The sequence below is a fragment of the Streptomyces sp. NPDC041108 genome, assembly GCF_055592645.1.
In genome coordinates this window covers 223,660-242,754 of record NZ_JBVIYK010000011.1, presented here as the reverse complement: position 1 = coordinate 242,754, position 19,095 = coordinate 223,660, and the positions used below count along the sequence as shown (strand labels likewise).

The 19,095-nt window shown below is 72.3% G+C and carries 22 protein-coding genes; 12 read left to right on the top strand and 10 right to left on the bottom strand.

The window, feature by feature from the left end; genetic code table 11:
• Positions 1 to 13: 13 nt before the first annotated feature.
• Entirely contained in the window at positions 14 to 247 is a 234-nt protein-coding gene (locus tag ACZ6BB_RS28875) for a hypothetical protein (protein WP_471618067.1), read from the bottom strand.
• Positions 248 to 433: 186 nt separating this feature from the next.
• On the opposite strand from ACZ6BB_RS28875, the gene ACZ6BB_RS28870 reads away from it, so the two are divergent.
• The 3 genes from ACZ6BB_RS28870 to ACZ6BB_RS28860 all read left to right on the top strand — a co-directional run bounded on the left by ACZ6BB_RS28870 (position 434) and on the right by ACZ6BB_RS28860 (position 4,013).
• Entirely contained in the window at positions 434 to 1,522 is a 1,089-nt protein-coding gene (locus ACZ6BB_RS28870; protein ID WP_471618066.1) for a glutamate--cysteine ligase 2, read from the top strand.
• A 164-nt stretch (positions 1,523 to 1,686) separates the two neighbouring features.
• On the top strand, positions 1,687 to 3,414 hold the full coding sequence (locus ACZ6BB_RS28865; RefSeq protein ID WP_471618065.1) for a SpoIIE family protein phosphatase: 1,728 nt from the start codon (positions 1,687 to 1,689) through the stop codon (positions 3,412 to 3,414).
• Between the two features lie 164 nt (positions 3,415 to 3,578).
• Positions 3,579 to 4,013, top strand: coding sequence for an ATP-binding protein (locus ACZ6BB_RS28860; RefSeq protein WP_471618064.1), 435 nt, complete (start codon positions 3,579 to 3,581; stop codon positions 4,011 to 4,013).
• A gap of 37 nt (positions 4,014 to 4,050) precedes the next feature.
• Here ACZ6BB_RS28860 and ACZ6BB_RS28855 read toward each other — a convergent pair whose 3' ends face one another.
• Genes ACZ6BB_RS28855 through ACZ6BB_RS28845 form a run of 3 tightly spaced genes read right to left on the bottom strand, consistent with a single transcriptional unit; the run spans position 4,051 to position 5,758 of the window.
• Positions 4,051 to 4,518: an ATP-binding protein gene (locus ACZ6BB_RS28855; protein ID WP_471618063.1), complete on the bottom strand. Its 468-nt coding sequence runs from the start codon at positions 4,516 to 4,518 to the stop codon at positions 4,051 to 4,053.
• A gap of 39 nt (positions 4,519 to 4,557) precedes the next feature.
• On the bottom strand, positions 4,558 to 4,860 hold the full coding sequence (locus tag ACZ6BB_RS28850; RefSeq protein WP_471618062.1) for a DUF5133 domain-containing protein: 303 nt from the start codon (positions 4,858 to 4,860) through the stop codon (positions 4,558 to 4,560).
• A 58-nt stretch (positions 4,861 to 4,918) separates the two neighbouring features.
• Positions 4,919 to 5,758 carry an RNA polymerase sigma factor SigF gene (locus ACZ6BB_RS28845; RefSeq protein WP_471618061.1) on the bottom strand — a complete coding sequence of 280 codons (840 nt, stop codon included), beginning with the start codon at positions 5,756 to 5,758 and terminating at the stop codon, positions 4,919 to 4,921.
• Positions 5,759 to 6,140: 382 nt separating this feature from the next.
• Between ACZ6BB_RS28845 and ACZ6BB_RS28840 the strand changes: the two genes are divergently transcribed.
• Together ACZ6BB_RS28840 and ACZ6BB_RS28835 are read left to right on the top strand one after the other, a co-directional pair.
• Positions 6,141 to 6,968 carry an RNA polymerase sigma factor SigF gene (locus ACZ6BB_RS28840; protein WP_471618060.1) on the top strand — a complete coding sequence of 276 codons (828 nt, stop codon included), beginning with the start codon at positions 6,141 to 6,143 and terminating at the stop codon, positions 6,966 to 6,968.
• Between the two features lie 116 nt (positions 6,969 to 7,084).
• Positions 7,085 to 7,489 carry an STAS domain-containing protein gene (locus ACZ6BB_RS28835; protein ID WP_013005977.1) on the top strand — a complete coding sequence of 135 codons (405 nt, stop codon included), beginning with the start codon at positions 7,085 to 7,087 and terminating at the stop codon, positions 7,487 to 7,489.
• Between the two features lie 181 nt (positions 7,490 to 7,670).
• Here ACZ6BB_RS28835 and ACZ6BB_RS28830 read toward each other — a convergent pair whose 3' ends face one another.
• Positions 7,671 to 8,102 carry a MarR family winged helix-turn-helix transcriptional regulator gene (locus ACZ6BB_RS28830; protein WP_471618059.1) on the bottom strand — a complete coding sequence of 144 codons (432 nt, stop codon included), beginning with the start codon at positions 8,100 to 8,102 and terminating at the stop codon, positions 7,671 to 7,673.
• Positions 8,103 to 8,207: 105 nt separating this feature from the next.
• Between ACZ6BB_RS28830 and ACZ6BB_RS28825 the strand changes: the two genes are divergently transcribed.
• The 6 genes from ACZ6BB_RS28825 to ACZ6BB_RS28800 are packed head-to-tail and all read left to right on the top strand — an operon-like array spanning position 8,208 to position 14,043.
• Positions 8,208 to 9,395, top strand: a complete 1,188-nt coding sequence (locus ACZ6BB_RS28825) for a PP2C family protein-serine/threonine phosphatase (protein ID WP_471618058.1) — start codon at positions 8,208 to 8,210, stop codon at positions 9,393 to 9,395.
• A gap of 59 nt (positions 9,396 to 9,454) precedes the next feature.
• Entirely contained in the window at positions 9,455 to 10,354 is a 900-nt protein-coding gene (locus ACZ6BB_RS28820; protein ID WP_471618057.1) for an STAS domain-containing protein, read from the top strand.
• Entirely contained in the window at positions 10,351 to 10,791 is a 441-nt protein-coding gene (locus tag ACZ6BB_RS28815; protein WP_471618056.1) for an STAS domain-containing protein, read from the top strand. Before ACZ6BB_RS28820 ends, ACZ6BB_RS28815 begins: the two co-directional genes overlap by 4 nt.
• A complete protein-coding gene (locus ACZ6BB_RS28810) occupies positions 10,791 to 11,231 on the top strand; it encodes an anti-sigma regulatory factor (protein WP_020114709.1) in 441 nt (146 codons plus the stop codon). The genes ACZ6BB_RS28815 and ACZ6BB_RS28810 overlap by 1 nt, the downstream gene beginning before the upstream one ends.
• Positions 11,231 to 12,301, top strand: coding sequence for a SpoIIE family protein phosphatase (locus ACZ6BB_RS28805; protein ID WP_471618055.1), 1,071 nt, complete (start codon positions 11,231 to 11,233; stop codon positions 12,299 to 12,301). Before ACZ6BB_RS28810 ends, ACZ6BB_RS28805 begins: the two co-directional genes overlap by 1 nt.
• Positions 12,298 to 14,043, top strand: coding sequence for a PP2C family protein-serine/threonine phosphatase (locus tag ACZ6BB_RS28800; RefSeq protein ID WP_471618054.1), 1,746 nt, complete (start codon positions 12,298 to 12,300; stop codon positions 14,041 to 14,043). Before ACZ6BB_RS28805 ends, ACZ6BB_RS28800 begins: the two co-directional genes overlap by 4 nt.
• On the opposite strand, the gene ACZ6BB_RS28795 is transcribed toward ACZ6BB_RS28800, so the two are convergent.
• From ACZ6BB_RS28795 to ACZ6BB_RS28775, 5 genes are all read right to left on the bottom strand, one after another.
• Positions 14,036 to 14,461 (bottom strand): MarR family winged helix-turn-helix transcriptional regulator, encoded by a 426-nt coding sequence (locus ACZ6BB_RS28795; RefSeq protein ID WP_471618053.1) that lies wholly within the window; start codon positions 14,459 to 14,461, stop codon positions 14,036 to 14,038. The two genes, ACZ6BB_RS28800 and ACZ6BB_RS28795, sit on opposite strands and share 8 nt — an antisense overlap.
• An 89-nt stretch (positions 14,462 to 14,550) precedes the next feature.
• On the bottom strand, positions 14,551 to 15,360 hold the full coding sequence (locus tag ACZ6BB_RS28790; RefSeq protein ID WP_471618052.1) for an SAM-dependent methyltransferase: 810 nt from the start codon (positions 15,358 to 15,360) through the stop codon (positions 14,551 to 14,553).
• A 34-nt stretch (positions 15,361 to 15,394) separates the two neighbouring features.
• The gene (locus ACZ6BB_RS28785) at positions 15,395 to 15,895 is read right to left on the bottom strand and encodes a hypothetical protein (RefSeq protein ID WP_471618051.1); all 501 of its coding nucleotides are present in this window, start codon (positions 15,893 to 15,895) and stop codon (positions 15,395 to 15,397) included.
• Between the two features lie 313 nt (positions 15,896 to 16,208).
• A complete protein-coding gene (locus tag ACZ6BB_RS28780) occupies positions 16,209 to 16,460 on the bottom strand; it encodes a DUF397 domain-containing protein (RefSeq protein WP_471618050.1) in 252 nt (83 codons plus the stop codon).
• Positions 16,461 to 16,462: 2 nt separating this feature from the next.
• Complete coding sequence (locus ACZ6BB_RS28775) at positions 16,463 to 17,284, bottom strand: helix-turn-helix domain-containing protein (RefSeq protein ID WP_471618117.1); 822 nt, start codon at positions 17,282 to 17,284, stop codon at positions 16,463 to 16,465.
• A 302-nt stretch (positions 17,285 to 17,586) separates the two neighbouring features.
• Here ACZ6BB_RS28775 and ACZ6BB_RS28770 point away from each other — a divergent pair, with 302 nt between their 5' ends.
• The gene (locus ACZ6BB_RS28770; protein WP_471618049.1) at positions 17,587 to 19,008 is read left to right on the top strand and encodes a hypothetical protein; all 1,422 of its coding nucleotides are present in this window, start codon (positions 17,587 to 17,589) and stop codon (positions 19,006 to 19,008) included.
• Positions 19,009 to 19,095 lie beyond the last annotated feature (87 nt).

Below are 19,095 nucleotides of genomic sequence, written 5' to 3'. Positions count from 1 at the left end.
CCGGGTGGTGCCGTCAGTCGCTCAGGCGGCGGTGCAGGAGCTGCTTGCCGAGGTCGGCACCCTTGCGGCTGTCGGCCTGTGCCTTGCGGAACAGCTCGGCCACCTCGGTGTCCTTCTCCCGCTCCGCGTCCTCGATGTACGTCTCCAGGCGCAGCGCGTTGTTCAGACAGGCCTCGACGTACCAGATCAGGTTGTAGTCCTTGTCGGCGGTACCGGTCACCCGGCCGGTCTCGGTGCTGCTGGTCACGTTCTCCTCCTCCTGTCGTGGCGGACAGGGCGCCGCGCCTGCCGGGCGCGGCGCCCGAAGCTCCGCCCGGGTACCCGGGACCGTCGCCGCGCACACGGATCCGGCCCGTGCTTCGGCCGGTGAGGTGTCCTGGCGTCGTCCTAGGGCACACGGCTGTCACCACCTAGCGCGAAAGGGCCAGATGACGTGCGTACCGTCGGAGTGGAAGAGGAACTCCTGCTGGTCGATCCCGAGACCGGCGAGCCGCGGGCACAGGCCGCGGCGGTGCTTGCGCGGGCCGCGCAGGAGGGCACCGGCCAGGACGTGTTCGAGAAGGAGCTGCACGACGAGCAACTGGAGTTCGCCACCCATCCGCAGTCCTCGATGGCCGACCTGGGGGCCGAGATCGTCCGCTGCCGCAAGGACGCGGCGCGCCACGCGGAGGGGCTCGGCAGCGCGGTCGTGGCACTGGCCACGTCGCCGCTGCCGGTGAGCCCGACGATCACCATGAACAGCCGGTACCTCTGGATGGCCCGCGAGTTCGGCCTGCCCACCCAGGTGCAGCTGGTCTGCGGCTGCCACGTCCATGTGTCCGTCGAGTCCGACGAGGAGGGCGTCGCCGTCCTGGACCGCATGCGGCCGTGGCTGTCGGTCCTGACGGCCCTGAGCGCGAACTCGCCGTTCTGGCAGGGCCACGACAGCAGGTACGCCAGCTACCGCACGCAGGTGTGGGACATGTGGCCGATGGCCGGGCCGGCCGACGTCTTCGGTTCGGCGGAGCGGTACCACCAGTGCGTCGCGGATCTGATCTCCACGGAGGTCGTACGCGACCAGGGGATGATCTACTTCGACGCACGGCTGTCCCAGCGCTATCCGACCGTCGAGATCCGGGTCGCGGACGTCTGTCTGCACCCCGACACCGCGGTCCTGATCGCGGCGCTCGCCCGTGGGCTCGTGGAGACCGCCGCCCGGGAGTGGCGGGCCGGTCTGGAACCGCTCCCGCACAGTACGGGGCTGGTGCGGCTGGCCGCCTGGCGGGCCGCCCGCTCCGGGATGTCGGAGACCCTCCTGGACCCGGCGACGATGCGGCCCCGGCCCGCCGCCGAGGTGATCCACGCGCTGCTCGACCACGTGGAGGAGGCCCTCGCCGACCACGGTGACGCCGAGCTCGTCCGCGCGTCGGTCGCGGAGCTGATGGGGCGCGGCAACGGGGCCCGGGTGCAGCGCGAGGTGATGGAGCGGACCGGGAGCCTGCGCGAGGTCGTCTCGGCGTGCGTACGGCACACCCAGCGGTGAGTCCGGCGGCCCCGCTGCCTCCCCGGGACAGGCTCCGGGCCACCGTCGCGGCCCCGGGCGCGTAGGGGGCCGTCGACCGGGGTACTGCGTGAGGCACGTAGGGCGGAGAGGTCCGCCGTGCGGGCCGCGGTCTCGTCCGCGACCGGAGCAGGAGGAGCCCGACCATGAGCGCGTGGAGTCCGGATGACCTGGATCGGCCGCCGCCCGGCCCAGCCGTCCGGCCGCCCGCCGGGCTGCCCGATCTCCGGCACGCGGGCATGTACCTGGTGCGGGAGAACGGCGTCATCTCCTCGGTGAACGCCCGCGCGGCTGAACTGCTCGGCCGGCCGGCCGGCGAACTCGTCGGCCGCGACGCCCACGACCTGCTGCACCGCGACCACCTCGGGCAGGCGATGCCCCGGTCGTCGTGCACGATGATGCAGGTGTTCCTCAGCGGCCGTACGGGCGGCGGGGACCGCGAGTGGTTCGCGTGCGGCGACGGGACCCTGCTGTCGGTGACCTGGCTGGTGACCCCGTGTGGACTGGACGACGGCACGACGGGCGCCGCCGTCCTCTTCTACGAGAGCGCCGCGGGGAACGAGGTGTTCCGGCCCACCGGGTCGACGACGCTGTCGCAGCTGGACCGGCTGGCCCTGCTCGCCGAGACGACGACCCGGCTGACCTCCACTCTGGACGCCGACGAGGCCGTCGCACGCCTGGTCCGGCTGGTCGTGCCGCGACTGGCGGACTGGGCCGTGGTGGACCTGATCACCGAGAGCGACGACGTCTGGCGGACCACGGTGGCGACCCACCACAACGGTGCCGTGGTGCGGCGCGAGGAACTGGAGGGCCCGCTGCCGCCGGTGCACGAGGAGTCGCTCATGCCGCTGTCCCGGGCCCTGCGCGGGGCGGCGTCGACCCTGGCCGGGCCGGAGACCTATCAGGGGCCGCCCGATTCGGGGATCGCGGTCGCCCAGCAGAACCTGTTCCGGGCCACCGGTCTGCGCTCCGCGGCGATCGCACCCATCCGTGGGCCGCGCGCGGTGCTCGGCGCCCTCACCCTCGGTCTCAGCGACCGGCCGGGCACCTTCACCGACTCCGAGCTGTCCCTGCTGGAGGACATCGCCCGCCGGGCCGGGCTGGCGCTGGAGAACGCGCGTCTGTACCAGCGCCAGCGGCACATAGCGGAGACCATGCAGCGCCATCTGCTGCCCCAGATGCCGGAGGTGCCGGGTCTGCGGATGGCCGCGCGCTACGAGTCGGCGTCGGAGTCCTCGCAGGTCGGCGGCGACTGGTACGACGTGTTCTCGCTGTCCGACGGTGCCACGGCGGTGGCGATCGGCGACGTCGTCGGGCACAACATCGACGCGGCGGCGGGGATGGCGCAGGTCCGCAACATGCTCCGGGCCTACGCCTGGGCCCTGCAGGAGCCGCCGAGCGCCATCGTGGAGCGGCTGGACCAGGCCGTGGTGAACGTGGCCGAGGCATCCATGGCCACTCTGATCTTCGGCCGGGTGGAGCGGGGCGACCAGGGGTGGACCCTGCGGTGGACCAACGCCGGGCATCCGCCGCCGCTGCTGATCACGCATGACGGCCGGTCCCGGTTCCTGGACGAGGAGCACGACCATCTGCTCGGCACCGGCCTGACGCGGGCGCGCTCGGACACCCTCACCCCCCTGCCGCCGCTGTCCACGCTCGTGCTGTACACGGACGGTCTGATCGAGTCGCCGGGGCAGATGCTGGACCGGGGCATGGCCCGGCTGCGGCAGCACGCCGCCGCGCTCGCCCACCGGCCCCTGCACGTCTTCTGCGACCTGCTGCTGGAGCGTGCCCGTCCCGTCGACAACGACGACGATGTGGCGCTGCTGGTCTTCCGGACCCCGGCCCTGGACGGTGAGCCGGATGCGCTGTAGTGCGCCGACGTCGATCAGGGGCACCGGAGAGGCACTCTCTTCCCCAAGGCCCCACACATCCCTACGCTTTCGCACGCGTAGCAGCTCCGCTCACGGGAAACACGAGCGTCGGAGGGGGACACGACATCGCGTCCGCCTCAGGAACCCGAGCGGGGGAACACAAGTTGGCAACAGAGCCACGTAGGGACGACAAACTGCCTGCCGAGGAGATCTACGACGGTCACGCCGCCTTCGACGGAGAACTGGGCGACGTGACAGGGGCGCGCTCGGCCGCCGAGGGTTTCCTCGGTGTCCTCGCCCGCACCTCGCCGCCTGCGGCGGTCGAGCACTGGGACGACATCCTGCTGGTGGTCACGGAGCTGGCCGCCAACGCGGTCCAGTACGCCCCGGGGCGCTTCGAGCTGACGCTGCGCCGCACCATCGACGGGGTCCATGTGACGCTGGGGGACACGAGCACGACGTCACCGGAGCCGCGTCCCTTCAGCCCCAGCAAGGGCGGCGGCGGGATCGGCTGGTATCTGATCCACACGCTGTGCGACGAGGTGAGCGTGGTGGTGCACGAGCACGGCAAGGACGTGCACGTGTTCCTGCCCTGGTGAGGCGGCGGAAGGGGCAGAGGGGTGCCGAGGTGCCGCGTCAGGTCAGCGGCACCAGCACGCTGATCGTCTTGCCGCCGGCCGCATGGTGCACGAGGCGGACCTCGCGGGACAGCCGGTTGATCAGCGGCCATCCGTATCCGTTGCCCTCGTGGGCATGCGGAAGCGCGCCGGGTCCGTGGCGATCCACGGGCACGGCGGCGCTGTGGTCGCGCACGCTCAGCCGCACACCCGTCGGCGTGAGGCCGACGTCGAAGGCGGCGAGGCCGCCGCCGTGCCGGATCGCGTTCGTGACGAGTTCGGACACGACGAGCAGGAGATCGATCACGGCCTCCTCGGCCGCCGGCCCGGCCGGGGACCGCCATCGCTCCCCCACGAGCGTGCGCACACGGCGGCGGGCCGCCGCCGCGGTGGTAATCGCGAGCGGCGGCCGGGCCGGCCGGGCGGCCCCCTCCCACGCGGGTGGGGTGTCGTGGTCCGCGAGGCGGTGGCGTTCCGTCGGCGTCACGGGACGTGCCGGGTCGGCGACCCGGGAGGACTCGGCCGGTCAGTGCTCATGAAGCGTCGCATACCCACTGGCGCGCGAAGCATGGCTGTCGGCCTCCGAGGAGAGGATCACACGCTTCCCGCACAGCTCGGCGGTCGCGGTGGCCTGCGCAGCGGCGAGCTGGCCCCGTGCCGCTTCCAGGGCCTGGCGTATGTCACGGGTGCCCGTGGACACGCACAGCGTGTACGCCAGGTCCTGCGCGCGCCGGGTGGTCTGGGGATCGCTCTGCTCACCCTCGTGGGCCGCGAGTGACTCGTACTCCTCGACGAGCCTGCGCAGGGTCGCGGGGTGGGGCATCAGCATCTGTTTCGCTCCTGGTGGTCCGGTGACGGCAGAGGGCAAGGGGTGAGGCGGTGGAGGGTCAGGAAGGGGGCGAGGTGCGGCCGAGGGCCTCCTCGCGGACGCGGGCGCAGCTGCGGCTGATGAGGCGGGAGACATGCATCTGGGAGATGCCCAGGCGGTCGGCGATCCGGTTCTGGGTCATGTCCTCGAAGAAGCGCATGTAGAGGATGGCGCGCTCACGCTCGGGCAGGCTGCGCAGCCCCTGCTTCACCGCCTCGCGGTCCACCACCACGTCGTAGGCGGCGTCGGGTGCGCCGAGCGTGTCGGCGAGGTTGTAGCCGTCGTCCCCGGAGGACATCTCGGCGTCCAGCGACAGGGCGCTGAAGCTGTCGAGCGCCTCCATCCCGGCGTTGACCTCCTCCTCCGTGAGCCCGGCGAGGGCGGCGATGTCGGCGACCGAGGGCTCGGCGGAGCCGCCGGAGGTCTGGCTGAGTTCACGGCGCGCCACCCGCACCTTGTTGCGGAGGTCCTGGACCCGCCGGGGGACGCGCAGCGTCCACATCCGGTCGCGGAAGTGCCTCTTTATCTCGCCGGTGATGGTGGGTACGGCGTAGCTCTCGAACGCCCCCCGCTCCGGCTCGAAGCGGTCCACCGCCTTGACCAGTCCCATCGCGGCGACCTGCCGCAGATCCTCCAGCGACTCGCCGCGGTTGCGGAAGCGGCTCGCGATGCGGTGCGCCATGGGCAGCCAGGCACGGACGAGTTCGTCGCGGACCTGGTCGCGTTCGGGCCCCGGGTCCATCGCGGCGAGCCGGGCGAAGGCGGTGGCGGTGTCGGGGGCGTCGTCGTGCGTCCTCCTATCGGGTGTACCGGGGCGTACGGAGGTACCGGGACCGTTCGCGGACACATTGACCAGCATGGGAAATCGCTCCTGAACGACGCTTTCAGGGACTTGCGGCAGGAAACGGTGGAGGGCGACCATGTCCTCGCGCGGACGCTCCGCTCCCGCCGACCACCTCCGATCCGGAGGCGTGGGACTCCGATTGCCCCCCGATTCCGTAGGCAAACAACCGTCTGCGCATTCGCGGTGACTCAGTCGCTGGCCCCGGCGCGGGGTGCTCGCGAAGCCGGCGGCGACTTCCGGCCAGAGTGGTGAGTGACATGGCCCCTTTCGCGTTCCAGGGGGACTGACTCGCCGGTTCCGGGGCAAGCGTGGGATGGCAACGAGGCTCTGGGCGAGAGGGGTGGACAGCATGGCAGCCGTGACGGCACGTACTACGGCCACGGCACGGGGGAGGGTCATGACGGATGAAGTGGACCTCCCGCTGATCGAGGACCCGTCGCAGGTCAGGCCCAAGGACGCACGGGCGATGTCGCGGCAGTTCTTCGACCGCCTGGCCGTGCTGGAAGAGGGCACGCACACGTACCAGTACGTGCGCAACACGCTGATCGAGATGAACCTGTCGCTCGTGCGGTACGCGGCCTCGCGCTTCCGCGGGCGTGAGGACTCCCTGGAAGACATCGTCCAGGTGGGGACGATCGGGCTGATCAAGGCCATCGACCGGTTCGAGCTGTCCCGGGAGGTGGAGTTCACCACGTTCGCCGTGCCGTACATCGTCGGCGAGATCAAGCGGTTCTTCCGCGACACGAGCTGGGCGGTACATGTGCCGCGGCGGCTGCAGGAGGCGCGGGTGGAGCTGGCCCGCGCGACGGACGAGCTGCAGTCCCGGCTGGGCCGGATGCCGACGACGCGTGAGCTGTCCGAGCTGATGTCGCTGTCGGAGGAGGAGGTCATCGAGGCGCGCAAGGCGTCCAACGGCTACAACACCTCCTCGCTCGACGCGGCCCTCACCTCCGACGGCGGCGAGGACGGCGACGCCGTGCTCGGTGACCTCATCGGCGAGGAGGACCCCTCGCTGCAGCTCGTCGAGGACTTCCACTCGCTGGCGCCGCTGATCGCCCAGCTCGACGACCGGGAGCGGCGCATCATCCATCTGCGGTTCGTGGAGGAGTGGACCCAGTCGCAGATCGCCGAGCAGCTGGGGGTGTCGCAGATGCACGTGTCCCGGCTGATCAGCCGGATCATCAAGCGGCTGCGCACGGGGCTGCTGGAACCCGGTGTCGCCTGATCGGGCCGGTGTGTCCGGACGATTCGCGGGTATGCGCACGGGCGCATCGCCGGGCGATGCGTCGAATTCCGTGCATCGGGGCACCAGTCCCGATCGGTAGCGCCTTGGAGGCTCTCGTGTCCGTTGCCCACAACCCGCTGTCGATCAAGGTCGATCTGCCCCGGGACGACGCCGTGCTGCTCACGATCGAGGGGGAACTGGACATCGACACGGCGACCGAGCTGCAACACCATCTGGCGAACCAGCTGCGCCACGGCCGACGGCATTTCCTGCTGGACGTGTCGGCCGTCCCCTTCATGGACTCGTCGGGCATGAACATCATCCTGCGGACCTACCAGGAGGTGCGGCGGATCCCGGGCGGTGTCTATGTCATCGCCCCGACGGCGGCGGTGCGGCGCATACTCGACCTCACCGGCGTCAGTCTCACCGTCGCCACGGTGGACAGTGTGGACGAGGCGCTGGCCGCCGTGGACTCCGGGCAGGTCGCCTCGCTTCCGGACGAACGCCCGGCGGAGGAATAGCCGTTGGCGTCGCGTCGACGCACCGACGGACCGTGGCGTTCGGCCTTTTCCGTCGGTGCGTCAAGGCGTAGCCATGGCCAACAGTTGTCGTTTGACAACTATGGCCGGAAGGCAACAGAGTGAGCCGGGCCAAGAGTGTGGGAAGGGTTGGGATGATGCTGTCGGACCAGGTCGGCGGCGGTCAGGCGCTCCGGGCGTCGTCGGCGTCCGACACGTGGATCTCCGCCGCCGCGGTCGCGCAGAACGCCTCCAGCCCCTCCCGCAGCGCGGTCCGCTTCGTGGCGGGCATCTGCTCCAGCACGGACCGCAGGGCCCGTTCGCGACGATCGCGCAGGTCCACCAGGAAGGTCTGTCCGCGCCGGCTCAGCCGCAGACACAGTTCGCGCCTGCTCGCCGTACTGGCATGGCGCTCGACGAAGCCCACCGCTTCCAGGCGGTCGCAGAGGCGGCTGGTGGAGGGTGGAGTGGAACCGAGCGCGTCGGCGAGCATCCGCAGGTTGATGCCGTCGTTGTGCTCCAGGATGAAGAGCATGCGGAGCTGGGAGGCGGACACCGGAGCCGTCGAGGCGCGCCCCCAGAGGACCTCCAGCAGCTCGGCCGCCTCGGAGGTCACACGAGCCACCTCGTCCGGCCGCGGGTTGGAGGAGGAAGTCACGGGCCCACTCTTCCAGGCATCTCGAACACTGTCAGCTCTGGAAAGAATGGCGTATCCGACATCGTGAACAGATTCGTGGCAGCCGAACGGGCACTTCGCTCCGCTGCTCCGCACCGCCTGCTGGACGCTCTGCGCGACGCACTGGGCGGCGACGCCTGGTCCGCGCGGGAGGTCGAACTGTACCTGGCCGACTACTCGCTCACCGCGCTGCGACCGGTCTCCACGCGTCCCGACCCGCCGGAACCCCTGCCGACGCACGCCGGTGCGACCGGCCGGGCGTTCGGAGCGCAGGAACCGTACCTGGAGAAGTGCGGTGACGACCGGGTGCGCGCGCATCTGCCCGTCACCGTGCGCGGTGACCGGCTGGGCGTGCTGCGTCTGACGCTGCCGTCCGCCGCGCACGCCGAGGAGGCCCTGACCGAACTGACCGAGCTGGCGGGGGTCCTGGCGCACGAGCTGGTCGTCGCGGAGCGCGACACCGACCTGTACGTCCGGGCGCGTCGCGCCAGCCGGCTGACCCTGGCGGCGGAGATGCAGTGGCAACTGCTGCCGGCCCGCTCGTCCATCACCGCGGAGTACGCGCTCGGCGGCCAGCTCGAACCCGCCTACGCGATCTTCGGCGACAACTTCGACTGGTCCGCCGACGCCGACCGTCTGATGCTGTACGTCACCAACGGCATGGGCGAGGGCATCGAGGCCGCCCTGCTGACCAATCTCGGGATCAACGCGCTGCGCAACGCCCGGCGGGCCGGCGTCTCCATCGCCGACCAGGCGGCCCTGGCCGACCAGGCCCTCCACGCCCAGTACGGCGGGTCCCAGCACCTGTCGGTGCTGCTGCTGGACCTGGACCTGGCGACGGGGCAGCTGCGGATCGTCGACGCGGGCTCCCCGCGGATGCTGCTGCTGCGCGAGGGGAACGTCTCCTCCATCGCCCTGGACGCACAGCTGCCGCTGGGCATGTTCGAGGAGACGCAGTACACCGCCCAGGAGGTGACGATCGAACCCGGGGACCGGCTCGTCTTCGTCAGCGACGGGGTGTACTCCGTCGCCACGCCCGGCGGGGAGGAGTACGGCGAGCGCGCGCTGGCCCGTGCGATCAACGCCACGCGGCTGCTGCCCGCCGCCGACGTCCCCGGCGCGGTGCTCAGGGAGCTCTCCGGTCACCGCGGCACACCCGTGGCGGACGACGACGCGCTCGTGGTCTGTCTCGACTGGTTCGGCCGGGGGGAGTCCGCCCGAACCCCCCGATGATTTCGCCCGACAGTCGTCTCCCGCAGAGGGGAGGCGCGCCAGTGAGTGAGGAGAGACCCGTGCCGGAACAGGACACGGCAGACCGGCAGTTGACACCGGCGCAGGAGGTGGCGGAGTTCCTGCGCCGCCGCCAGGAACAGATCGCGCAGCGCTGGGCCGACGCGGCGCTGTTCCGCACCGTCTTCACCCACTCGCGGGACGAGGCGGTGGAGGCGGGCCGAGCCGTCGTGGACGCGCTCGCCGCCGTGGCCGCCGCGGAGAGCGTCGAGGACGCGGAGTCCGGCGGCTTCCACGTCGTGCGCGAGCAACTCGCGCGGACGGCCGCCGCCCGGGCGCGGGCCGGCTCCACCGTCACCCAGATCTCCACCGAGGTCGACGCGCTGCGGCCGCCCGTCACCGAACTGCTGATCGCAGAGTTCGGCGCCGCGCCGGCCGCGCACCTGCGGGAGTGCACCACGACACTGACGGTCCTGATGGGCACCCTGCGTCTGGTGGTGCTGGAGACGGCGCTCAACGAGGGCGAGGAGCTCATCCACCGGCAGCGCCTGCAGCTGATGGAGGTCGCCACGCCGGTGATCAGCCTGTGGGAGGGCATCGTCGCCGTCCCGCTGATCGGGACGCTGGACAGTGCGCGCAGCCAGGTGGTGATGGAGCGGCTCCTCGACTCGATCGTCGAGCAGCACGCCCGGTTCGCCATCCTGGACATCACCGGCGTCCCGACCGTGGACTCCCTGGTGGCCCAGCACCTGATGAAGACCGTGGCGGCGGCACGGCTGATGGGAGCCGAGTGCATCGTCTCCGGCATCCGGCCGCCGATCGCGCAGACCATCGTCCACCTGGGCATCGACCTCAGCTCGGTGCTCACCCGCACCAGCCTCGCGGACGCCCTGGCCTATGCGCTGCGGGAGCTGGGCACGGACATCGTGTCCCGCGGCGCGGCCGGTTCGGGGCACAGGTGAGCGGCGGTCTCTTCGCCGCGTACGGCGGTCCGTCCTCGTACGGGGCACCCGTACCCGTGCTCAAGCTCGGCAACGTACTCCTGGTGTCGCTCCAGGGCGACCTGCACGACGGCGCGGCGGAGCAGCTCCAGCAGGACATCAGCTCCACCGTGGCGCGCAGCGGCGCCACGGGCGTGGTCATCGACCTGTCCGGGGTGGAGATGGTGGACTCGTTCCTGGGCCGGGTGCTCGGTGACATCGCCGCCCAGACGAGTCTGCTCGCCGCCGGGACGGTGGTGGCGGGCATGCGTCCAGCCGTCGCGATCACGCTGGTGGAGCTGGGACTCACCCTGCCGGGCCTGCGTACCGCGCTCAGCACCGAGGACGCGTTCCGCCTCCTCGGCGAACCGGATCCGGCCCACCCCCGCCGAGGACACGTACGCCAGGAGAGTCCGTGATGCAGACCGCCGGCGGCATCTCCGCCTGCCTGCCGATCCACTCGGACCTCGATCTGGTGTGGGTACGTCAGCATGTGCGGCAGGCGGCCGCCCAGCTCGGCTTCGGTCTGGTCGAGCAGACCAAACTCGTCACCGCGGCCAGCGAACTGGCCCGCAACACCCTGGTCCACGGCGGCGGGGGGCAGATGGAGTGCGAGCCCGTGGACAAGGGCGGCGCGCGCGGGCTGCGGCTGGTCTTCAGCGACGAGGGCCCCGGCATCCCGGACCTCGACCAGGCCCTCGTCGACGGCTACACCTCCGGTGAGGGTCTGGGCATGGGCCTCGGCGGCGCCCGGCGGCTGGTCCACGAGTTCGCGATCGACAGCCGCCCCGGCTCGGGCACCGCGGTCACGGTGACCTCCTGGATGGCGGGTGCGCCGCGCCCGCGCGAGGAGCGGTGATGCCGCGCGTCTGGGAGGTTCCGGTGCACGACTCGACCCGGGTGCGCGACGCCCGGGTGGCCGCCGAGGCGGCGGCGGCGCGGGCCGGGCTGGACGCGGACCGTGCCGCCGGCTGCGCGCTGGTGGCCACCGAGCTGGCGACCAACCTGCTCAAGCACGCCGGTGGCGGGCTGATACTGCTGGACGTCGTCTCCCGCCCCGCGCCGGAGCGCGCGGACGGCGCGGCCCCCATGGTGCAGATCGTGGCGATCGACCACGGACCGGGGGTGCGCGACGTGGCGGGCGCGCTGCGCGACGGCTTCTCGACGACGTCCTCGCTCGGCGCGGGCCTCGGCACCTGCCGCCGGGTCGCCGACGACTTCGACCTGCACAGCACGGTCGGCCGGGGCACCATCGCCCTGGCCCGGCTCGGCATCCGCCCCGCACGCCGCCGCGGTCCGGCCCCCTCCCCCGCCGCGGACGTGCGCGCCGGAGGCGTCAACGTGCCGTTCGCCGGAGCCGAGTTCTCCGGCGACGCGTGGGCGTGGGTCCGCGAGGGCGACCTCACCACGCTGATGCTCGCCGACGGTCTGGGCCACGGAATGGCGGCGGCCCGCGCCTCCTCGGCGGCGGTGGAGCAGCTGTACCGCGCGCCCGGACTGCCCCCCGCCCAGCTGCTGCGGCGGCTGGAGGGCGCACTGCGCGACACCCGGGGCGCGGCCGTCGCCGTCGCCCAACTCGACGCCGCCGCGGGCAGGCTGCGCTTCTCCGGCATCGGCAACATCGGGGCACGGCTGCGCACCGGCGCGCAGTGGCAGCCGCTGCTGTCCCGGCCCGGCATAGTCGGCGCCCACCGGGCGGCCCACCTGCCGGAGCACACGGCGCCCTGGGGGGAGGACTGTCTGCTCGTGCTGCACAGCGACGGTCTGCCCAGCCGCTGGAGCCCCGGGCCCGCCGCCCACAGTCCCTCACTCGACCCCGCTGTGATCGCCGCCGTGATCGTGCGCGACGCGAGCAGCCCCGCCCGGCCGGTCCGCGACGACACCACCGTCGCCGTACTGAGCCCCTCCCCGCCGGACCACTTCCCATGACCCGTACCTGGCATGTCAGCTCCGTCATCGACGCCGCCCGGGCCCGTATCGCCACCGCGCGGCTGGCCACCGCGCACGGGGTCTCCGCGACCGACCGGGCGCGGCTGGTGTCCGTGCTCTCCGCGCAGCTGCGGCAGTGCCTCACCAAGGGGGGTGGGTGGCTGCTGACCGCGCGGACCACGACGGCGGGGGCCGGCGGCAGCCGGTTCCTGGTCGAGGTGGCGTCGGCGAACCGGCCGACGGGCGAGTTCCGCCGGCCGTGGCGGCTCACGGTCGCGTGCTCCGAGGAGGGGCGCCTGCCGGACAGCGGGCATGTGCCCGGTGATCCGGAGACGCTCGCGGAGGCCCTCTTCGGGGCCGACGAGGACGCCGCGCTGCTGCTGGAGAAACTCGAGGAGCAGGAGGCGCTGGTCGCGTTCCACCGCGAGGAGCTGCACCAGACCAACCAGGGTGTCCTCGCCCTGCACGCCGAGCTGGACGCGGCCGGGCGCGCGCAGCGCGACCTCTTCGCCGCCGAACAGAAAGCTCGCGAGGAGGCCGAGAACGCGCGTGGCCGGCTCACCTTCCTCGCCGACTCCAGCGCCGCCCTGACCGCCTCCCTCAACCCCGACGCCATCGTGCGGCTGCTGCCCACCCTCCTGGTGCCCCGGTACGCGCGCACCGCGGACGTATGGCTGTTCGACGGGGAGGGCGACCCGGCCGGCGGCGTCCCGCGCCCGGCCGCCGCCGTGGTCGCGGCCCGCCGCGGACGCCCCCAGTACGCCGCCGACCACCCGGGCGGGCTGCCCGGCGTCGACGACCAGCCGCCCTCGGCGCTCGACCCCACCCGGCCCCTGCTGTGCGTGCCGCTGATGACCCGGGGCGCGCCCCAGGGCGTGCTGACGCTGTCACCGCCCGGCGACCAGCGCTGGGACGCCGACGACGCCGTGATGGTGATCGAACTGGCCCGGCGCGCCGGGGTCGCCCTGGAGAACGCCCGGCGCTTCGAACACAACCGCGACATCGCTGAGACCTTGCAACGGGCCCTGCTCACCGAGCTGCCCGCCACGCCGGGGCTGGGGCTGGCGGCCCGCTATCTTCCGGCCACGCGGGGCCTGAACATCGGCGGCGACTGGTACGACGCCTTCCGTCAGCCCGACGGCAGCCTCATCACCGTCATCGGCGACGTCACCGGGCACGGTCTGCGCGCGGCGGTGATGATGAGCCAGCTGCGGACCGCGCTGCGCGCCTACGCCGTGGACGGGGAGACACCCGGCCGGCTCCTCACCCGTCTCCATCTGTTCCTGCACCATCTGCAGCCCGATCTGTACGCCACCGCCGTCATCGCGCGGTTCCATCCGCGCGAGCCCACCCTCACCTGGGCCGCCGCGGGGCATCCGCCGCCGGTGCTGCGCTCGCCCGACGGGGGGGTGACGGTCCTGGACGCCAAGCCGGGCGCCATGCTCGGCATCCCGCTCCATCAGGAGATCTCCGACCACACCGTCCCGCTGCCGCCGGGCTCGACCCTGGCGCTCTACACGGACGGACTGGTGGAGCGCCGGGCCCAGGGCATCGACCCGGGCATCGAACGGCTGGCGACCGCCCTCGCGGGGCTCGGGCCGGCCACGCTCGACGACGATCTGGAGGACTCGGCCGACCAGCTCCTGCAGCCGCTGCTGGACGAGGAGCACGAGGACGACGTGTGCCTGCTGCTCTGCCATGTGCACAGCGAGGCCGGGCAGATCTCGGCGCGACTCAGCTGACGGAGCCCCCCAGGGCCCGCAGTGCCCGCTCGACCCGTGCGCGTTCGACCGGAGGCATCGCCGCCAGGGCGTCGGTCAGCCGCGCCGACAGCCGCTCGGTGATGTCCGTCAGGAACCCGACTCCGCGCTCGGTGACCACCAGGAGCACCTCGCGGCGGTCGCCGTGGCGGACGCGCCGCTGGAGCAGGCCGGCCGCCTCCAGCCGGTCGCAGAGCCTGCTGGCCGTGGGCAGCCCCACCCGCAGGCTCTCGGCCAGGGCGGTCAGGTTCAGCTCGGGCCGCCGGCGTACCGCCCGCAGCGCCAGTATCTGTCTGGGGGACAGCCGGGGGGTCACGTCCTCGACCGCCGAGAACCACAGCGGCACGAGATTCTCCACGGCCTCGAGAAGCTGCCGGTCGATGTCGTGGGGGCCCGTCATGCGAGGGGCCTACCCGAAGCGCCCCGGAGTACTCTGCCGTCCCCGGAAGCCGCCCCTCACCCGGACCGCCGCGCGCCGGTCCGGTGCTGCTACGCCTTGTGGGCCACTCCCCCGTAGACGTCCGTCGGCTGCGGGTCCGTTCCCGGCTCCGGACGCCACAGCGGGCAGGACACGATGCCGGGCTCCAGCAGCTCCAGGCCCTCGTAGTACGCGTGCAGCTGCCGGGGGCTGCGCAGCACGTAGGGGACGGCGCCGGTGTCGTCGTATCCGTCCTGGGCGCGCTTGAGCTCGGCGTCGGTGTCCGTGCTGTCGTAGTGGACGAAGTAGCTGCCCGACGGCAGGGCGGCCTGGAGGCGGCGGACGATGTCCCGCGCCTCGTCGTAGTCCTGGATGTGGCCGAGGATGCCCATCAGCATCAGCGCCACCGGCTTGTCGAAGTCGAGGACCTTCCCGGCGGCTTCGAGGATGGTGTCCGGGTCGCGCAGGTCCGCGTCGACGTAGTCGGTGACGCCCTCGGGGGTGCTGGTGAGCAGGGCCTGGGCGTGCCGCAGTACCAGCGGGTCGTTGTCGACGTAGACGATGCGGGACTCCGGGGCGACCTTCTGGGCGACCTGGTGGGTGTTGTCGTACGTCGGAAGGCCCGTGCCGATGTCCAGGAACTGGCGGATGCCGCGCTCGCGGGCCACGAAGGTGACCGTGCGGATGAGGTACACACGGGAGGCGCGGGCCATCGTCTCGATGTTGGGGGCGATCTCGCGGTAGGCGTCGCCGGCCTCGCGGTCGACCTCGTAGTTGTCCTTGCCGCCCATCCAGTAGTTCCAGATGCGGGCCGAGTGCGGCACCGTGGTGTCGATCTTCGACAGCGCTTCCTGATCGGGGGTGGGGTGGCCGTCTGCCATGGGTACTCTCCTGCCTCACATCACGTGGTCGTCGTCAACCTACCGTCAACTGCCCGGCGTTTTGCCAGAGTTGGGACGGACGAGCAGTGGGGGGACGGATGGGGCCGCCCGGCTCGCCGGTGTCGAGGGTGACCACGGGTACGTGCTGGGCGAGGGTGCGGAAGACCCGGGCGTAGACGGTGGCGGCCTCCGTGTCCTCGTCCTCGGCCGTGGTCAGGTGGAGCATGGCCCCGTCGCGTTCGGCCACGGCGTCCGCGAGGTCCAGGGCCTGCATCCAGGTCACCCGGGAGCGGCCCCGGCGCAGCGGTCCGTGCACGAGTTCCGCGATGAGGTTGCCGTCGACGGCCAGTCGGCCGGGTCCGGCGAGGAGTTCGCGGTAGGGCAGGGCCGGGTCCAGGTGGTGCAGGGCGGGCGGCATGTGCCGGACCTCGAAGCCGAGATCCGCCAGCTCGCCGACGAGACGGGCCCGGCCGGGCCCGTCGTGCCCCTCGACGACGAGGGTCCGGTACCGGGCGAGCGCGGGCGGCGGGATCATCCCCGCCCCATCCCTGCGACCGGCAGGGCTCGGCCCGGAACACGAGTCGGCACGACCATGCCGCTCCCTTCGGGTGGTGCGCGGCGGGCATCGCCTCACGATCCCGTACGCGGCCTGGAGGTGCCCCCAGTCTGACCACGCCCGAGGGACGGGGGCAGTGCGCGCACGGGTTGTCCGGTTGTGAGCACGTAGTGCCCACCCGGCCCGGGCGGACGGCCGCATGCGCCGGCCCCGGCCCCGGGCGGTCGCCGGTGACGTCAGGCGTCAGGCGTCAGGCGTCAGGCGTCAGGCGTCAGGCGTCAGGCGTCAGGCGTCAGGCGATGAGGAAATCGGCTTCGCCGGCCTTGGCGCCCTTCAGGAACGCCACCATCTCCTCCCGGGTGTAGACGAGGGCGGGGCCGTCAGGGTCGGTGGACTGGCGGAAGGCCACGCGGCCGTCGGGGAGGCGTTTGGCCTCGACGCAGGAGCCGCCGTTCGTGCCGCTCCAGGGCTTGCGCCAGCCCTCCGCGCCGAGTTCGGGAGCGGGCATGCCGCTGTGGACGGGACTGTCGGGTGTCCTTGCCATGGTCACAACTCCTTGCGTAGTGCCGCCAGGATGTCCCTGGTCCGAGCGACCGGTTCCGCCTGCACGGACATCCGGTCCAGTACCTCCAGATAGGTCACGACGTCCGCGGGCTGGTCGACGTACTGGGCGCCCGCGAGGCCCTCGGTGTAGACGATGTCGGGGAGTTCGGAGAAGCCGAAGCGGAAGTAGTGGAAGGGGCCGAACGCCCCGGGGTGGGGTCCTGCCGCGAAGCGCATGATCTGGATCCGGACCTTGGGCCGGTCCGTCGCCTCGGCGAGCCGGTCGATCTGGGCCCGCATCACCTCGGGGCCGCCCACCGGCCGGCGCAGCACGGTCTCGTCGAGGATGGCCCAGACGGCCGGCGCCTCGGGTTTGGCCAGCAGGTCCTGGCGCCTGAGGCGCAGGGCGACCCGGCGGTCGACGTCCTCGGGGCTCGCGTTCGGGAAGCCGACCCGCATCAGCGCGGCGGCGTAGTCGTGGGTCTGCAGCAGACCGGGGACGTACTGGGGTTCGTAGAGACGGATGACGGCGGCTTCGCTCTCCAGGCTCACGTACGCGCTGAACCACTCCGGCAGCACATCCCGGAACTTGTGCCACCAGCCGGGCTGGTTGGCCTCGCGGGCGAGGGCGAGGAAGCCCTCGATCTCGCTGCCGGAGACCCCGTAGGTGCGCAGCAGCTCCTTCACGTAGGGGATACGGAGACCGACCTCGGCCTTCTCCATACGGCGGACCGTCAGCGCGGTGACCTCGATGGCGCGGGCGGCTTCGTCGAAGGAGACTCCGGCCTGCTCCCGCAGCTGGCGGAGCCGCTTGCCGAGGACCATGCGCAGGACAGTGGGCGCCGCGGGAGCGCTCCCTCCGACGCGGGTCTCACTCACGTGCAACCTCCCGGGGCGGGATTCACAGCGTGCAGTGTGCCACGCGATCCGTTGACACGGACAGGTCTTGGCGGTTCATTCTGAAATTATCAGAACGCAGGTTGCGGGCTGAGTTGTTCGGCCACCATAGTGACCGAGTGACCTGCCGCACACATCGGCAGCGTCCTCGAACTCCTCCGGCCCGCCCAGGAGTTGGCGCCACGGCGGGTACGGGTCAAGCCGCGCGCCGACTCGATGCGACAACCTGGATGGCCGCCGTGACGAACGGATTACACGGATTACCGAGGAACCCGGCCAAAGCGACCGGCGGACCCAACAAACCGCTGGCGGCGGCCCTGAAGGAGGCCGGCTGCTCGTACGCCTCCCTCGCGCTCCGGGTCAACGACCTGGGCCGCTGCCAGGGCGCGGACACCAACTACGACAAGGCCTCCGTCACCCGCTGGCTCCAGGGCCAGCAACCACGGGGCAACACACCGGAGTTGATCGCGGCGGTCCTCGGCGAGCGACTGGGCCGCGCGCTCACCCCGGCCGACCTCGGTTTCCCGCTCGACCGCGGACGACCGGTGACGGGGCGGGCGCTGCTCTACACCGAGAACGTGGCGGAGACCCTGCACACCCTGGCGGAGCTGGGCTCCACCGACGTCTCCCGGCGCAGTCTGCTGGGTTCGGTGCCCTTCGTGCCGGGCGCCCTGGCGAATCCCCAGCGGGCCTGGCTGCTGTGGCTGGTGGAGAGCCGGGACGCCCCGAGGCTCGCGCCGGTGTCGGGCGGCGGGCCGGTGGAGCAGGTCCACGCGATGCTCCGCATGTTCGACGAGATGGACAACCAGTACGGGGGCGGCGGTATCCGCACGAGCATCGTGCAGTACCTCACCACCGAGGTCGTCCCGCTGCTCCAGCAGCGCGGTCTGCCGCCGCACCACCGGCGTGAGCTGTTCGCCGCCGCCGCCCGGCTGGCCGCGATGGCGGGCTGGAGCTCGTACGACGCCGGGGAGTACGGCCTGGCCCAGCGGTACATGACGCAGGGCCTCAGGCTCTGCGCCGAGGGCCGCGACCAGGTGCTGGGCGGACAGATCCTGGCGGGGCTGTCCCATCTGGCGACCAGCCTGGGCCGCCCCGACGAGGGTGTGGCCCTGGCCCGGGCCGGGGTGGCCACCGCCAAGGACTCCGGCAGCCCGCTCGGCCTGATGCGCCTGCACGCCATGTCCGCGCGCGGCCACGCCACGCTGGGCCGCCCCCGCGAGACCGCCGAGGCGTTGCGCGCCGCGGAGAAGCAGCTCGACGCCAGCCGGGGCGCCGCCCAGGAGTCGCCCTGGGTGCGGTTCCTGGACCACCACTACCTCCAGGCCGAGTCCGCCGTCTGCTTCCGCGACCTGGGCCTCGCCGCGCAGGCCGAGCACACGGCGGGCGAGTCGGTGCGCGCCCACGCCGACCGCCGCCGGCGTCAGGCCATCAGCCGGTCCGTCCTCGCGACGGCCCACCTCCAGCAGAACCGCCTGGACGAGGCGATCGCCACGGCCACCGTCGCGCTCGAAGCGCTCAGCGGTGTGCACAGCGAACGGTCCATCCAGGCACTCCGCGACTTCCGGGGCCGGCTGGCGTCCCGCCGCGACGAACCTCTCGTACAGGACTTCGAACGCCGGTCGCGTGTGGTGCTGGGGGCGGCGGCTTGAAGCCGGTGCGGCTCAGTGGCCCTCCGGCGCCCGGCGGACCGGTCGGCGGTGACGTCCCGTTCGCCGCGGTGCGGGGTTCCGTCGAGG

Excerpts from the sequence above, each read along its gene's own strand:
- ACZ6BB_RS28865 (WP_471618065.1), top strand. The coding sequence starts at position 1,687 with ATGAGCGCGTGGAGTCCGGATGACCTGGATCGGCCGCCGCCCGGCCCA.
- ACZ6BB_RS28850 (WP_471618062.1), bottom strand. The coding sequence starts at position 4,860 with ATGCTGATGCCCCACCCCGCGACCCTGCGCAGGCTCGTCGAGGAGTAC.
- ACZ6BB_RS28845 (WP_471618061.1), bottom strand. The coding sequence starts at position 5,758 with ATGCTGGTCAATGTGTCCGCGAACGGTCCCGGTACCTCCGTACGCCCC.
- ACZ6BB_RS28840 (WP_471618060.1), top strand. The coding sequence starts at position 6,141 with ATGACGGATGAAGTGGACCTCCCGCTGATCGAGGACCCGTCGCAGGTC.
- ACZ6BB_RS28810 (WP_020114709.1), top strand. The coding sequence starts at position 10,791 with ATGCAGACCGCCGGCGGCATCTCCGCCTGCCTGCCGATCCACTCGGAC.
- ACZ6BB_RS28805 (WP_471618055.1), top strand. The coding sequence starts at position 11,231 with ATGCCGCGCGTCTGGGAGGTTCCGGTGCACGACTCGACCCGGGTGCGC.
- ACZ6BB_RS28800 (WP_471618054.1), top strand. The coding sequence starts at position 12,298 with ATGACCCGTACCTGGCATGTCAGCTCCGTCATCGACGCCGCCCGGGCC.
- ACZ6BB_RS28795 (WP_471618053.1), bottom strand. The coding sequence starts at position 14,461 with ATGACGGGCCCCCACGACATCGACCGGCAGCTTCTCGAGGCCGTGGAG.
- ACZ6BB_RS28790 (WP_471618052.1), bottom strand. The coding sequence starts at position 15,360 with ATGGCAGACGGCCACCCCACCCCCGATCAGGAAGCGCTGTCGAAGATC.
- ACZ6BB_RS28785 (WP_471618051.1), bottom strand. The coding sequence starts at position 15,895 with ATGATCCCGCCGCCCGCGCTCGCCCGGTACCGGACCCTCGTCGTCGAG.
- ACZ6BB_RS28780 (WP_471618050.1), bottom strand. The coding sequence starts at position 16,460 with ATGGCAAGGACACCCGACAGTCCCGTCCACAGCGGCATGCCCGCTCCC.
- ACZ6BB_RS28775 (WP_471618117.1), bottom strand. The coding sequence starts at position 17,284 with ATGGTCCTCGGCAAGCGGCTCCGCCAGCTGCGGGAGCAGGCCGGAGTC.
- ACZ6BB_RS28770 (WP_471618049.1), top strand. The coding sequence starts at position 17,587 with ATGGCCGCCGTGACGAACGGATTACACGGATTACCGAGGAACCCGGCC.